This window comes from Salinactinospora qingdaonensis (assembly GCF_039539445.1).
Classification (GTDB): domain Bacteria; phylum Actinomycetota; class Actinomycetes; order Streptosporangiales; family Streptosporangiaceae; genus Salinactinospora; species Salinactinospora qingdaonensis.
Window position 1 is genome coordinate 171,947 of sequence record NZ_BAABDD010000008.1, and the last position, 14,570, is coordinate 186,516.

12 protein-coding genes are annotated in these 14,570 nt (G+C 69.5%); 7 read left to right on the forward strand and 5 right to left on the reverse strand.

Going from position 1 to position 14,570, the window contains the following annotated elements:
* Positions 1–1,084: 1,084 nt before the first annotated feature.
* The 4 genes from ABD848_RS11055 to ABD848_RS11070 all read right to left on the reverse strand — a co-directional run bounded on the left by ABD848_RS11055 (position 1,085) and on the right by ABD848_RS11070 (position 3,971).
* Positions 1,085–1,732 carry a hypothetical protein gene (locus ABD848_RS11055; RefSeq protein ID WP_344970606.1) on the reverse strand — a complete coding sequence of 216 codons (648 nt, stop codon included), beginning with the start codon at positions 1,730–1,732 and terminating at the stop codon, positions 1,085–1,087.
* A gap of 253 nt (positions 1,733–1,985) precedes the next feature.
* Positions 1,986–2,123: a hypothetical protein gene (locus ABD848_RS11060; protein WP_344970609.1), complete on the reverse strand. Its 138-nt coding sequence runs from the start codon at positions 2,121–2,123 to the stop codon at positions 1,986–1,988.
* A gap of 278 nt (positions 2,124–2,401) precedes the next feature.
* Positions 2,402–3,238: a phosphoribosylaminoimidazolesuccinocarboxamide synthase gene (locus ABD848_RS11065; RefSeq protein ID WP_344970611.1), complete on the reverse strand. Its 837-nt coding sequence runs from the start codon at positions 3,236–3,238 to the stop codon at positions 2,402–2,404.
* Positions 3,239–3,725: 487 nt separating this feature from the next.
* Positions 3,726–3,971, reverse strand: a complete 246-nt coding sequence (locus ABD848_RS11070) for a DUF397 domain-containing protein (protein ID WP_344970613.1) — start codon at positions 3,969–3,971, stop codon at positions 3,726–3,728.
* A 310-nt stretch (positions 3,972–4,281) separates the two neighbouring features.
* On the opposite strand from ABD848_RS11070, the gene ABD848_RS11075 reads away from it, so the two are divergent.
* The 7 genes from ABD848_RS11075 to ABD848_RS11105 all read left to right on the forward strand — a co-directional run bounded on the left by ABD848_RS11075 (position 4,282) and on the right by ABD848_RS11105 (position 12,562).
* A complete protein-coding gene (locus tag ABD848_RS11075; RefSeq protein WP_344970615.1) occupies positions 4,282–5,220 on the forward strand; it encodes a Wzz/FepE/Etk N-terminal domain-containing protein in 939 nt (312 codons plus the stop codon).
* Positions 5,220–6,602: a ligase gene (locus ABD848_RS11080; protein ID WP_344970617.1), complete on the forward strand. Its 1,383-nt coding sequence runs from the start codon at positions 5,220–5,222 to the stop codon at positions 6,600–6,602. The genes ABD848_RS11075 and ABD848_RS11080 overlap by 1 nt, the downstream gene beginning before the upstream one ends.
* Positions 6,602–7,843 carry an aminoglycoside phosphotransferase gene (locus tag ABD848_RS11085; protein ID WP_344970748.1) on the forward strand — a complete coding sequence of 414 codons (1,242 nt, stop codon included), beginning with the start codon at positions 6,602–6,604 and terminating at the stop codon, positions 7,841–7,843. The genes ABD848_RS11080 and ABD848_RS11085 overlap by 1 nt, the downstream gene beginning before the upstream one ends.
* A 102-nt stretch (positions 7,844–7,945) precedes the next feature.
* Positions 7,946–8,824, forward strand: a complete 879-nt coding sequence (locus ABD848_RS11090; RefSeq protein ID WP_425567501.1) for a sulfotransferase domain-containing protein — start codon at positions 7,946–7,948, stop codon at positions 8,822–8,824.
* Between the two features lie 96 nt (positions 8,825–8,920).
* Positions 8,921–10,582, forward strand: a complete 1,662-nt coding sequence (locus ABD848_RS11095; protein ID WP_344970621.1) for a lipopolysaccharide biosynthesis protein — start codon at positions 8,921–8,923, stop codon at positions 10,580–10,582.
* Positions 10,583–10,601: 19 nt separating this feature from the next.
* The gene (locus tag ABD848_RS11100) at positions 10,602–11,060 is read left to right on the forward strand and encodes a UDP-N-acetylglucosamine--LPS N-acetylglucosamine transferase (RefSeq protein ID WP_344970624.1); all 459 of its coding nucleotides are present in this window, start codon (positions 10,602–10,604) and stop codon (positions 11,058–11,060) included.
* Entirely contained in the window at positions 11,057–12,562 is a 1,506-nt protein-coding gene (locus ABD848_RS11105) for a glycosyltransferase (RefSeq protein ID WP_344970626.1), read from the forward strand. The genes ABD848_RS11100 and ABD848_RS11105 overlap by 4 nt, the downstream gene beginning before the upstream one ends.
* 622 nt (positions 12,563–13,184) lie before the next feature.
* Here the strand turns inward: ABD848_RS11105 and ABD848_RS11110 are convergent.
* Positions 13,185–14,411, reverse strand: coding sequence for a glycoside hydrolase family 26 protein (locus ABD848_RS11110; protein ID WP_344970628.1), 1,227 nt, complete (start codon positions 14,409–14,411; stop codon positions 13,185–13,187).
* Positions 14,412–14,570 lie beyond the last annotated feature (159 nt).

Genomic DNA, 14,570 nt, shown 5'->3' on the forward strand with positions numbered 1-14,570 from the left:
GTCACCGGAGCGCAGCGAAACCGAATTTTTCCGCCGGGGAAGCTAGTTGAATCTCCGCATACGTGTAAACCGGGAAAATATAGCCCAAAAAGTTATGTTTCCCCACAAAACATCGGGGAAGTTCAGAGACCTCTACGCGGCGACGCGGAGAAATGTCTGGTCATAGCGCTGAGCGTGCGGCTCTACTGCGTGGCGACAGGAACGCGACACGATACCCCGGCATTCGGCGGCAAGTTGTGAGGCCGACTCGCCCACCAGCACATGAACTGGAAAAACAGAGATCCCATGGGTGGCGGCATCGACAGCCGAGACCATCGGATGTGAGATGAGGAACACGCCGGACTAGTTCTGTAACCGAAAATTCAACCGGTGGCAAAAGTCACGACACTCGCCCAGCACACATGGGGGTCACCTCGAATTCAGCGGTACCTCTACCGGAAGTCCGGAAGAAGCGCCGAAGGAGGGACGGCGCGGCTTATGGCCGGAGAAGGGTGCCATGGTGAGGCTGCGGTGAAGAGCGTGCAGGCCGCGCCCATGGGGGGGTGTTTCTATGGGTTTGTCACGCCGGGGGTGGGGTGTAGGTGGGGGTCTGGTGTGTGTCCGGGGCGGAAGGGCGTGATGGTCGCTCGTGCCTCGATCGCTGCGCGATCTCGGCAGCCTTGAAAGGGGGCGCTGTGTCTCTGACACATCGCTGTTGTGCCGGGTGCCGCTGGTGTGGGGGGATACACCGGTCGGGCGGTGGCTGAGAGTGCACCGGAAGGCGCCGAGCCGCCCCACGCCCGTTTGCCCGGCCACGGTGCCCGCCCCACGCCTGCTTGCCTTGTTGTGGTGGTGGCTCCACGGCGACCCAAGCGCCGTCGTGGCGCCCGTTCTCCCTCAGGCACCGCCCGCCCCGAGCTGCCGAGATCGCGCAGCGATCGAGGCACGAGCGACGAGAAACCCCGCACGCTCTCCCCAGACCAAAACCACCCCCACCACACCCCTTCAAAAGTGGAGTGTCGCAACCACCACCAGAACTCAAGCCCCCGGCTCCCATGGGGTGGAGTCTGCCGTGGGGGCGTATCGGGGGGTGTGTGGTGGGAGTTTAGGCGGCGCGGATGCTTTGCAGGATGGTGTCGACGTCGTCGGCGGCCGGGGAGTCGTCGAGCCACTGCACTCGCAGCACCACCGGCGCACTGTGCTCGCTGACCTGGACGCTGTAGTACACGCCCTCCCCCGTGGCCACAATCTCGCCGCCCTCCTCGTTTCGGTATTCGACGCCGAACTCATAGCGGCCCGCCCGGTGGAGGCTGGGAGAAATCTCGTAGACCTCGTAGAGCCCATAGGACTCGATCGGCATCAGCGGATCGACCTCGGTGCCCTCGGTGAGGGCATCCAGTGCGGTCATCGCGTCGTATTCGGCGGTGAAGTCGTTCATGACCTCCAGTTCGATATCGGCCACATCCTCGTCGTTTCGGTGGTAGAACACCCGCGCGAACCCCTCCATCACCTGGTCACTGGAGAGTTCCTCCCACTGGCCCGGCATGGCGAACGAGATCCCCTCGACCTCGACCCGCTGCCACCCCGCGGGGTCCTCAGGTGGCAAAGCACCGGCCACGTTCTGACCGTCCTGGCCCTGAGATGACTCGTGCGCTGAACCACCGGCCCCGCGCTGCGTGGACTCCCCACCCAGCCACTCAGGCAACGTCTGCACCACACTGATAACCGCGACCACAGCCGTGAGCACACTCAACGCCGGCCACACTACTCTCGACAACACAACAACCTCACAAACATTTAAACAAATGGGATTTTTCGCTAAAGAAATAGGAGGACCAACGGGGAAATCCAGCCCGCACTCGCACGCGAACTCTTCCCGCTCCGCACCGGAAAACCTCTTTGGCCATTTTTCAAAGAAAGATCGCACGTGCGTTCCCATCCACCGCTTGCACTGCTCGTTCTCCCGGTGAAAGAAAGCGACATGGAGCGTCCTCGCGGCAGGAAAATCATCTCAGCTCCGGCGGAGCGTAGGCGGCCTGCCAGACGTCGATGGGAACCAGCCGCGTGTCCTTGGTCGGCCAGCCGAGGAACCCGGTCCTTTTCTCGGAGATCTCCCCCGCAAGGAGGCGACGCAGGAATTCCATTACGCTCGTATAGCGGCTGTCGAAAACCGCGACATCGGTCGACAATTTCGTCCTCGCCCATCGCTCCGTTGGCTGCTTCGACGCGTGGCACCGGGGCGAGCGCGGGCGCGCCTGCCACGACAGGGGGCAGGGCCATAGGGCCGCCATTTCCGCCGGGGCGCGACGAGCCTCGTTCGCGGCGCCGGCAGTGCTCACGCAACGCCCCGCAGCCTAGGAGGACCCGCCGACAGTCGCCGGGGACCGCGGCGGGCGCGATGGGTTCGGGAAGGCGGGGGCTCTCAGGCGTGCCAGGTGGTGCCGGTGATGCGCTCGTAGACCTCGATGTAGCGGGAGCGGGTGGCCTCGACGACGTCGGCGGGGATCTCCGGCCCGGGAGGGGTGCGGTCCCACCCGGTGACCGTGCTCGACCAGTCGCGCACGATCTGCTTGTCGAAGGACTGCTGAGGCTGCCCCGGCTGCCACTCGTCGGCTGGCCAGAACCGCGAAGAGTCCGACGTCAACAGCTCATCGGCCAGCACGAGAGCGCCATCGGCGCCACGGCCGAACTCCAGCTTGGTGTCGGCGATGATGACACCGCGCCGCGCGGCGAGGTCGGCGCCGCGGCGGTAGATCTCCAGCGTCACCTCGCGCAGCCGCTCGGCCGTGCCGGCGCCCACCTCCGCGGCGACGTCGGCGAAGGTGATGAACTCGTCGTGGCCCTCGGTGGCCTTGGTCGTGGGTGTGAAGATCGGCTCGGGCAGCTTCGACGCCTCGACGAGCCCCGGGGGCAGCTCCACGCCGGAGACCGTGCCCTGCTTCTCGTACTCCTTGAGCCCGAGCCCGGTGAGGTAGCCGCGGGCGATGCACTCCACCGGCAGCATGTCCAGGCGCCGGCACCGCAGCGCGCGGCCGGCCCACTGCTCGGGCACGTCCGTGGCCGAGATCACGTGGTTGGGCACCACGTCGGCGAGCTGCTCGAACCACCACAGCGAGAGCTGGGTGAGGATCTTGCCCTTGTCCGGGATCGGGGTGGGCAGCACCACGTCGTAGACGCTGACGCGGTCGGAGGCCACCAGGATCAGGTCGTCACCGTCGGCGTAGACGTCTCGAACCTTGCCGGAGTGAACCAGTTCCACGATGCACCTCACGTATCACGATCTCGCGCCCGCGCCCTTGCGGGGCCGGTAACCGGCCCGCACGACAGGTGCGCCCTGTCTCCAGCGCGCGCCGTGGCCACCGGGCTTGCTGCTCGCTGCACGTCCCATCCGCGATGACCACGAGCGCCCTCAGCGTACTAGGTTCTGTTGTTCGGACGGCTGGGGTGTGAGGACTGTGGGAGTGTTCTTCGTTCGCTCCTGCCTCGATCGCTTCGCGATCTCGGCAGCCTGCGGAGCAACAGCGGAGGCGCTCACCCGCTTTTCGCCCACCGCTCGCCCTCGCCGAACATCAGGCCGACGAAGTGCCGTCGCCGTGAGCACGACCGGTGCCGCGCCGGCCGTGGTTGCCCGAATGCGGGGTGGGTGCGTCCGGCCGCACCTGCCAGGAGGCTCCGCTGTTCGCGCCGACCGGCGCGAACAGCGCGCGAAATCAACCATAACCGCGGGACAGGCCGCGGGGCCGGTGCTAGAGGCGGCTCTCCTTGACGGCGGTGAGGAAGGCCGACCATTCGGCCGTAGGCAGGTGGAGGCGTTCCCCGGCGGGTCTGGTGGAGTCGCGCAACGCCACAGCGGTGGAGAGGTCGGCGGCCTCCACGCACGCGCCTTTGGAGCTGCTGTGGGAGCTCCGGTGCCAGAGCGCGCCGGTGTCGTCGGTGTGATTGGCGTCTCGGTTGCCGCCGTAGCTGAGCGTGCGCCGTTGCAAAGAGGACATGATCGTTGCGCCTCCCGCTTGCTGTGGGTTCCAGGGACAGTGGACACCTACGTGTCTAGAGACTTCCCACCGGGTGGCGGCAGGGAACGCCGCGTGGTCGACGAAAGGGCCGGCGAACGGCGGGGACCGGGGCTGTTGCCCGGCGCAGCCGACGGAGTTTTTCCATGCCGGGTCATGGCCTGGGCAGCTCGGAGTCAACAGACGGGCCGAAACTCCTGCCCCAGGTAAACCAAAAGGCGGAGTCAAACAGCTACTCTTTGCATTCAAAGCTTCACCAACTGTGGGATAAGCAGAGAGGATCGACCCGCCTATGGACGCCACCGCTTCCGGCCCGGAACTCGCGGACTACGTCGCCTTGGCGCGGCGGCACTGGTGGCGCATCGCCGCCGGAGCGCTGGGCGGGGGGATGGCCGCCGCCATCGTGTTGCTGGTACTCCCCCCGACCTACACGGCGACCGCGGCGGTGCAGGTGCGCCCCACCGGCGCCGCCGAACTGACGGGGGAGCTGTCCGGCCGCACCAACGGCGGGGTCAATCTCGACACCGAGGCCCAGGTCGTGCGGTCGAACCAGGTAGCCGAACCGGCAGTGTCGGCGCTGGCTACCGGGGAGGACCTCGACGAAGTGCGTGAGCGGCTCACCATCACGGTGCCGCCCAACAGCAGCGTGCTGCGGATCGGCTACTCCGCCGCTTCGGCCGAGGAAGCGCGGGACGGGGCCACGGCGTTCGCCGAGGCCTACTTGAGCCACCGTAAAGACACGGTCACGGGCTACCTCGACACGCGGCTGCAAGCGCTGCGCAGCGAACTCGACGGCCAGCGCGAAGCGCTGACGGAGCTGGCCGAGACCGCGGCCACCGAGACCGGTGCGGTCAAGACGAGCGCCACCACCCGCATCACCGCGACCCGCGACGAGATCTCGTCGTTGAACAGCCAGATCAGCGAACTCAGCACGGTACGGGCCTCCCTGGACCCCGGTCAGGTCATCACCGCGGCCACCGCGCCGGAGTCGCCCAGTTCGCCGGTGCCGGCGCTGTGGCTGAGCAGCGGGACGCTGCTCGGGCTGGCGACAGGGGTGCTCACCGCGCATCTGGCCGAACGGTCGGGGCCCCGGCCGCCCCGGTCGAGCAGAGGACGTCACGCCGGAAGGGCCGCGCTCTCGCCCGCCGCGGCACCCGCCGCCGAGGAGCCCGGCGCCGCCGAGGACGCCACCGCGACCCACACCGGCGCCGACCTCGCTACGCAGCGCTGATGAGCACGCGCCACAACACCGCCGTGGCCGCCCCCTCCCCGCCCTCGTCCGGCGGGGTGCGGCTCGGGACGGGGTGGCCGTTCGTGGCCCTGTTCGCGGGCTACCCGCTGTGGTGGGCGCTGGGGTTGGGCCGGTTCGCTTTCTGGGTGTTCGCGGTTCCGATGGCCGTGGAGCTGGTGCGCCGCCACCGCATGTACGGGCTGCGGGTCCCGCCGGGCTTCGTGCTGTGGGTGCTGTTTTTGGTGTGGGCCGTGGTGGGCCTGGCGCTGATCGGGCTCACCCCGCCGGGGGCGCTGCCGGGCAGCGCCGGTGCCCTCGGAGCGCTGGCGCGCGTGGGCACCTACCTCGCGCTGACGGTGCTGCTGCTCTACGTGGGCAACCTTTCTCGGCGTGAGCTGTCCGACCTGCGGGTGGCGCGGGCGCTGGGGTGGCTGGGCCTGGCCACGGTCGCCGGCGGGCTGCTGGGGACGTTCGCGCCCCATGTGGAGTTCACCGCTCCGCTGGAGCTGGCGCTGCCGGCGTCGCTGGCCGCCGACCCCTATGTGCGGGACCTGATCCATCCGGCGGCGGCGCAGTTCATGAACGTGCTCGGCTACGAGGCCCCGCGCCCCAAGGCGCCGTGGGAGTACACCAACACGTGGGGCAACAACCTTTCGCTGCTCCTGGTGTGGCTGGTCATCGGCTGGATCTGCCGCGGCTCGGGGTGGCGGCGCTGGGCGGCCGGCGCCGCCCTCGGGCTGGCCCTCGTCCCGATCGTCTACTCGCTCAACCGCGGGTTGTGGGTGGGACTGGCGCTGTCGCTGCTGTTCGTCCTGGTGCAACTGCTGCGGCGCGGCCGGACGGCTGAGGTGGCGCTGTGCGTGTTGGCGAGCGGTGCCGTGGCGGCGGTGCTCCTGGTGTCGCCGCTGATGGGGGTCATGTCGGAGCGCGTGGCCAACCCCCACAGCGACGCGGGCCGGGCTGCCGACAGCATGGCGGCGGTGGCCGCCGCCAACGCCTCGCCGATCGCGGGGTGGGGGTCGACGCGGGAGGTGCTGGGCAGCAGCCAGTCGATCGCGGTCGGCAAGTCCCCGGAATGTCCGCAGTGCGGCAACAGCGTCATCGGCAACAACGGGCAACTGTGGCTGCTGCTGGTGGCCAACGGCTGGGGCGGTACGGCGCTGTTCCTCAGCTTCTTCGGATTCACCGTGTGGCGCCACCGCCACGACGTCTCCTTGGTCGGCTCGGGGGCACTCCTGACGATCCTGCTGCTCTTTTGGTACATGTTCTGGTACGTAGCGTTGACGGCGCCGCTGGCGATATCCCTCACCGGCGTTGCGCTGCTGTGGCGGCGAGGCGCCCGCGGAGGCACCGCAGCCGCGGTTCGGGGGGATGCCGGGTGATCAACGGTGAGACGAGCTACCTGACCCACCTGGCCGAAGTGCTGTGGCCCTGCGGTGGCCTGATGGGGCGGGGCGGGCAGCGGCCGGTGCTGGGCGCGGCCCAGTTGGCCCCCCAATACGGCGGCGAGGTGCGCGAGTACCTGCCAGTGCCCTCGGCGCACAAGCCACGGGTCATCCTGCCGGTGACGCACCGCTATGCGGCGGCACGTGGGATAGTTGCCTTCGGGCAACGGCACTCGTTCGCCGAACGGTTGCGTACCTCCCTGTTGAGCACCGCCTTCGCCAGTGGTGTGGCGCCGCTGCTGCTGCGCGATCGGCTGCGGGTGGCCGCGGGACGCACGATCGAGCATGCCCTCTCGGCGGCGCTGGACCGCGAGGTGATCATCGCGATCCATGTAGGGCCGCCGCGCGCTAACCGCAAGCCGGTCCTGCTGCTGCTCACCCCCGGTGGGCGGGTGGTGGGCTACGCCAAGGTGGGTGTGAACGCACTGACGTCGCGGCTGGTGCGCTCGGAGACGGCAGCGCTGAACCGGCTCGTCAGCGCCCGCCTGCCCGACATCACCGTGCCGCGGCTGCTGCACTCGGGAGAGTGGAACGGCCACCCGCTGCTGGTGCAGGAAGCGCTGCCGGTGGGAGAGCAGACCGAACGGCCCACCCGTCGACAGTTGCTGCGCTGCGTCACCCAGATCTTCGCGTTGGGGCGGGGACGGGAGGTACGGCTGTCTCGCAGCGAATACCGGCGTCACCTGCTGCGCCGCGTCGACGCTCTAGGGGCGCGGCCTGAGGCTCCCGCGCTGCGCGCGACCCTGGAGCGGCTCCCCGACGTGGGGATGCCGTTCGGCGCCTGGCACGGCGACCTGACCCGGTGGAACATCGCGAGCACGCCGCGGCGCGCATTCGTCTGGGACTGGGAGCGGTTGGCCTTCGACGTGCCCGCCGGCTTCGACGCGCTGCACTACGAACTCAACGAGTCGGTGCAGATCGGCGTGCACCAAGGGGTGCACCGCTGGCTCGACAGCGGCGCGTGGCTGCTGCGCGACCCGCTGCTGCGAGCCACCGGGCTGCGCCCTGAGGCGGTGTCCACAGTCATGGCGCTGTACCTGATCGATCTCGCGACCCGCTATCTGCACGACCGCCAGGCCGAGGCGGGCAGCAACCTCGCGGCCATCGACGACTGGCTGCTGCCCGCCCTGGCCAGTCTGGAGGAACGCGCAGCCCACGAGGCCGGCGACGCCCACTGAGCCGTCCCGACCCCGCCTGTGCGGCCCTCGCCCCCGCTCAGCCGCCACGGGCGGCTGCCCCTGCCCGTCCCCCACAGTGACGACGAGGAGCACTCCCCCGCCATGCCCAACGGTCCCAGCAACCTCCCGCGACGCCTCGCCTCGGCCGGACGCCCGCTGCTCACAGCGCCCCTGAACGGGATGGCTCATCTCACGCAGCACTTGCGGTGCCTGCCCACGTTCCTGATCATCGGCGCCCAGCGGTGCGGGACCACGTCGCTGTTCAAGGCCCTGCGCCAGCACCCGTGCCTCATGGGGCCGATCGTGGGCAAGGGGGTGCACTACTTCGATGTCCAATACGAGCGCGATCTGAACTTTTACCGAGGGCGCTTTCCCACGCGCGCGATGGCCAGAGCCCGAGGCAGCGGCGAGGGAGCGCAGATCGGTGAGTCGAGCCCCTACTACCTGTTCCACCCCCTGGTGCCGGAGCGGGTCGCCCGCGACCTCCCGGGGGTGCGGGTGATCGTGGCGCTGCGCGACCCGGTGGAGCGCGCCTACTCCGCCCACGCCCACGAAACCGCCCGCGGCTATGAGACCCAGCCCTTCGAGCGGGCCCTGGAAATGGAGGGAGAGCGGCTGGCGCGCGAGGAACAGCACCTGCTCGACGGCGGCTGCTCGTTCAGCCACCGCCACCACGCCTACCTGGCCCGCGGCCACTACATCGACCAACTGCTGCGCTGGGAGCACCACCTCGGCCGCGACCGGATGCACGTGGTGGAGAGCGAGGCGTTCTTCACGGCGCCAGCGACCGTCTTCGCCGACATCGAGGCGTTCCTGGGCCTGCCCCACCACACCGGCGTGCGCTTCGACCGCCATAACGCGCGCCCGCGCGCGGGGTTGCCGGCACGGCTGCGCGACCAACTGGCTGAGCATTTCGCCCCCTACGACGAGCGGCTGGCCCGATGGTGGGGCCGCACTCCGGGGTGGCGTCGCCGAGAGTGAGGGCCGCCTGCGCCGCGCCCTAGCCACGGGCAGCGCACGAGCGGTCCCGAGCGAGCCGGCACGACCCGACGAGAGCGCGAGAGGAAACCAGCGAAGGTGCGTCGCAACAGGGGCGATGAGGACGGTGTCGGACTGGGGCGGGTAGCCCGCGGCGGCGCCGTCAACATGGCGGGGGCGGTCGTGGGGGCCGGCCTCAATCTCGGGGTGGTCGTGGCCGTGGCGCGCGGGTTCTCCCCGGAGGCCGCGGGCGTGTTCTTCTCGGCGACCTCGGTGTTTTTGATCATGGCGGCGGTGGCCAACCTGGGCACGTCCAACGGGCTGGTCTACTTCGTGGCGCGGTTGCGCGCCCTGGGTGCGGCAGGGCAGGTGCCGAGCGTGCTGCGGCTGGCGTTCGGGCCAACCGTGGCGGTCGCGGCGGTGCTGGCGGTGGCGACCCTGCTGTTGGCCGACCCGCTGGCGCGCTGGCTCGGTGCCCCCGAGGCCGGCACCTACCTGCGGCTGCTGGCGGCGTTCCTGCCGTTCGCGGTGGCCGGCGACGCCGCGATGGCCGCGGCCCGCGGGATGCACGACATGGGCTCGACCGTGGCCTTCGACAAGGTGGCGCGGCCCCTGTCGCAGCTCGTGTTGCTGGGCACGGCCGCGCTGGTGGGCGCGGCCGGCCTGTTGACGGTGGCCTGGGCCGGACCCTACCTGCCGATCGCGGCCCTGGCGTGGTGGTGGCTGCGGCGGCTGCTGCGCCGGGCCGACGACGACGGCGCTACCGCTTCGGAGGCGGCCGTGGCTCCCGGGGCGCGGACGTTCTGGGCGTTCACCCTGCCCCGGTCGGTCGCCGACATCGCCCAGATCGGGATTCAACGCAGCGGGATCGTCCTCGTCGCCGTGCTGCGGAGCGCGGCCGAGGCGGCGCTGTTCACCGCGGCCACGCGGTTCATGGTCGTGGGTCAGTTCGGGATGCAGGCGGTGCAGTACGCGGCGCAGCCGCGTATGACCGAACTGTTGGCTTTGGAGGACCGCGCCGGCGCCAACACGCTGTTCCAGACGAGCACGGCGTGGCTGATCTGTCTGACGTGGCCGCTGTTTTTGCCCCTGATCGTCTACGCGCCGTTGGTGTTGGGCGTGTTCGGAACCGGCTATGCGGCGGGCGAGGGGGTGCTCGTGGTGATCTCGCTGGCGATGCTGCTGGCCTCGGCCTGCGGGATGGGGGACCTGGTGTTGACGGTGGCCGGCCGGCCCCGGTGGAGCCTGGTCAACAATGTGGCGGCGCTGGTTGTGGACGTGTGCGTGTGTGTGGGGCTGGTGCCGATGCTGGGCGCCGTGGGGGCCGCGGTGGCGTGGCTGGCCGCGATCGGTGTGCGCAACCTGCTGCCGGTGGTGCAGTTGGCCCGGTGGCTGCGGCTGTGGCCGGTGGGGCGGCCATGGCTGCTCGCGGTGGCGGTGACGACCGTATGGTTCGGCCTGGTGCCGCTGGGCGGGCGACTACTGCTGGGGGTGACCCTGCCCTCCCTGGCGGCGACGCTGGCTGTGGCCGGCCTCGGGTACGTGGCCACCGTGTGGGGGGTGCGTGGCCCCCTGGGAATCGGCGAGATCACGGGAGGCGACCGACGGTCGAAACCGGCCTCGGACACCACACCGGCCGACGGCGCGCCGACGCAGGCGGCGTGCCCAGAGCAGGTGCAGCCGACACAGGAGGGCACACACCCGCCGAAGGCCCCCCACACCTCAGATTATTCACATAAAGTCAGCACCAATGCACGCTGAGTCGTGAGATTATGGGTTCATGCCTTCCCGTCCCGTGCTGCTCGTCGCCTCCAGTGGGGGGCACCTCGCGCAACTGGCGGCGCTTCGCCCATGGTGGGCAGGGCGTGAGCGCGCCTGGGTCACGTTCCGCACCCCTGACGCGGTCTCACTGCTGGCCGGAGAGGACGTGCGCTGGGCCTACCACCCCACGACGCGCCACATCGGCAACCTGGTGCGCAACAGCGCCCTGGCGGTGCGGATTCTCGCGCAGCGCCGTCCCAGAGTAGTGGTGTCCACCGGCGCCGGTGTCGCGCTGCCCTTCTTCGTCCTCGCCCGGCTGCTGCGCGTGCCCACCGTCTACATCGAGGTCTACGACCGCATCGACACCCCCACCCTCACCGCACGGCTGTGCCGCCCCTTCACCACGCTCTTTCTCGCCCAATGGGATGAGCAACTCCACTTCATGCCCACCGCGATCACGGTAGGACCCCTGCTTTGACCGACCCTTGCCTCGCCCACGACCGTGCCGACGAGCGCCCACTGGTACTGGTCACCGTTGGAACCGACTATCACCGTTTCGACCGGTTGATCGACTGGATCGACGACTACGCCGGCCAGCGCCCTGACGTTCGGGTGCTGGTACAGCACGGTGCCAGCCGGGCCCCGACCGTGGCCGAGGGTGTCGACTTCTTCGACGGCGACCGGTTGCGCGCCGAAATGGCCCGCGCCGCAGTGGTCGTCACCCACGGCGGGCCGGCCAGCATCACCGAAGCGCGGGCAGCGCGGCGGCTGCCGCTGGTGGTGGCACGTGACCCCGAACTGGGCGAGCACGTCGACGGGCACCAGCAGCGGTTCGTTTCCCGACTCGACGGCGTGGGGCTGGTGCGAAACTGTGCCGATGCCCACGAGCTGGCGGTGACCGTTGACAAGGCGCTGGCCCAACCCGGCGAGTTCATTCTGGAGGGCACCGGGCACTCGGCTCAGGAGCGGGTGGCGCTGCAAGCCGGACACCTCATCGACCTGCTGATGACCCCCGGGACGGGCGGCGCCGACCGGCCGCTGCCCCCGCCCGTCCCGGACGGACCGGCTCAGGCGTGGCCCGACGTGACGGTCGTCGTTCCCACGCGCGATCGCCCCGACCTGCTGCGCTCGACACTGCGCTCCATCGCCACCCAGGACTATCCGGGCACCGTGCTCACGCTGGTGGTCTACGACGGGACACCCCCTGACCATTCGCTGACCCAGCTCGCGGGCGACCGGCCGGTGCGGGTACTGCGCAACAGCCTGACGTCGGGGCTAGCCGGGGCCCGCAACAGCGGCATCCTCGCGGCCCGAACCGACCTGGTGGCGTTTTGCGACGATGATGACACCTGGCTGCCGCACAAGCTGCGCCGACAGGTGGAGGTGATGCGCGCCGAGCCGAAAACCGAGGCGGTATGTTGCGGCATCACCGTGGCCTACGGCGAAACCGAGGCGCCGCGAGTACTGGACCGTACCGCCATCACCTTCGCTGACCTGCTGCGCTCCCGGCTGACCGAGCTGCACCCTTCGACCTTTCTGATCCGACGCGACGCGCTCGTCCACGGCTGTGGGGCGGTCGACGAGGAGATCCCGGGCAGTTACGGCGAGGATTACGAACTGCTGTTGCGTCTGGCCCGGCGCGGTCCGGTGCGCAACGTGCCCGACCCGGGGGTGCGGGTGCTGTGGCACCGTCGCTCACACTTCTCGGGCCGCTGGCAGACGATATCGACCGCACTGCGTTGGCTGCTGACCAAGTACCCCGAGTTTCGGCTCGTGCCGGCGGGATATGCGCGCCTGTCCGGCCAGATCGCCTTCGCCGAGGCAGCGGCGGGGCGCCGCACAGCCGCGCTGGAGTGGACGATGGCGGCGCTGCGCCACCGCGGCGGGGAACCACGCGCCTACTTGGCGCTGGCTGTGGCCTGCGGGCTACCCGCTGAGACCGTGCTCAACGCGCTGCACAAGCACGGTCGGGGCGTCTGAACACAACGTCGACCTCATCATCTCCCGGCTTAGGTTCTGTTTTTCGAGCGGCTGGGGTGTGGGGCCGTGGAGATGTCCTTCGTCCGCTCGTGCCTCGATCGCTACGCGATCTCGGCAGCCTACTGGGCGACAGCGGACGCGCTCACCCGCGTGCGTCCACCGCCGGTCCTCGCCACCCGTCCACAAAACACCAACCTAAAGCCGGGAGAGTCGGAACTACCCGTCAGCGCGGGCCGCTGGTGGGTAGACCGCGGGGCGAACTGGGGATTTCTCAGTCGGGGGCGCGCCCTCCGGAGGCCGGCCAAGGCGACCGCCCCCGGGGCACTTTCCACGAACCGACGGCGAGTTCATGCTGCTCGTCGGCCCCTCCCGCCCCCAGGGCACCTTCCACGAAGGTCACGCCGTCCGGCGGTCGGGCGGGCTCGCAGGATGGGGCCACCTGCACACTCGCCCCACCAGCACCGGCTTCCCCGGCGAGATCGCGAAGCGATCGAGGCACGAGCGACGGGTGCACACACCAGGCCAAAACAGCCCCGTACTCCCTGGCCGCCGTACCAACGAGCCTTCCCCCACCCGAGGGCACAGCCAGTGTCGCAAGCCGACCGTGACGAACTTCGTCGGATCACCCAGCCGCGCCGGCGACCTCCAGCGTGTCGGCGATGACCTCGCGCACCCCGTCCGGGACCACGATGGAGGGAGCGCGACCGGCCTCAACGTAGCCATCGCGGATATAGGGGTGCTCCAATACGCGAAAGTCACAGGTGGGCGCGGTCTTACCGTCCCAGAGCTGCACGGCGCGCACGCGCTCGTATTCGCGCAGCACCTCGGGGATCTCGGTGTACCAGCGCCGGGCGGCCTGCGGGTCGCGGGGGATGGGGACGGTGCCCATTTCGGCGATCATCACGGGCTTGTCCGGGTCGATGCCGTGGTTGGGCCCCTCGGTCTGCACCCATTCGTACATGGGAGCCATGGCCCGTTCAAAAGAGTGCACCTCGTCCCACGTGGGATGGTATTCGCACCCGGTCATGTTGTATGCCTCCCAGCTCAGCCAGTCGACGTAGTCGTTTCCGGGCCACAGGCGGGGCAGCCGGTCGAAGTTGCCGCGGTAGCCGGTCACGTTCCACACAAAGATCGCGTTGTCGGCGTCGTTGCGCCGATAAACGTCGACGATGTGGCGCCAGGCTGCCACGAACTCCTCGGGGGTGCCGCGGGTGTAGTACCGCTTGTCGGCGTCGGCCTCGTGGTCGAAGGTGATGAAGATCGGCTGATCCGATGCGGCGATCGCGCGCGCTTGGGAGTTCAGGGAGGAGTCGAAGGCGCCGGCGGTGATGGTGCGGTAGCGCACCGGCGGATGCCCTTCGCGTGTGAAGCGGCGCGCCTCGATGTTGGCGTGGATGAACCGGCCCCGCGCCATGAGAGCTCGCTCCCGCTCGTTGGGGACGTTGGGCTGGTCGATGCCGTGCCAGGTGTGGACGGTGTCCATGCGACGCCCCGCCGCCTCCTCGATCTCGTACAGTCGGCGGTCGCGGTCGAGCCATGGGCTGATGCCCCACCATACGCCGCAGTCAATGGCCAGGATCTCGGTGATGTGGCAGTTGGTAGCCGCTGAACTGCTGGGAGCGGGGGGTGAGAGGGGAGCGGCGTCCCCGGGGGCAGGAGTGGGCTCCGCTGTGGGGACGCCGGTGCTGTCAAGCGATGTGGACGGAACAGGGGGTGGGGGCGTGCTCACCCCCGCGACGGTCGGCGACGGGGGCGCGGGTAAGGAGCCGGCGGGTCCTGCGGAAGCGTCGCCGCTGGGTTCGCCGTCGGGCTCGCAGCCGGTGGCCACGAGCACAGCAGCGACAACCACCGTGCTAAGACCGCGGCTGGTGCTTTCCCAACAGCAGCGCGCTCCGCCATGGCCGCGTCGCGCCGTGGTCGCTCTCCGCGGGCTGCTGACGCCGATCTCCCCCACCATATTCCAATGATTACCATATGAAGTTAGCAATACACTTTAAGTGACGAATTT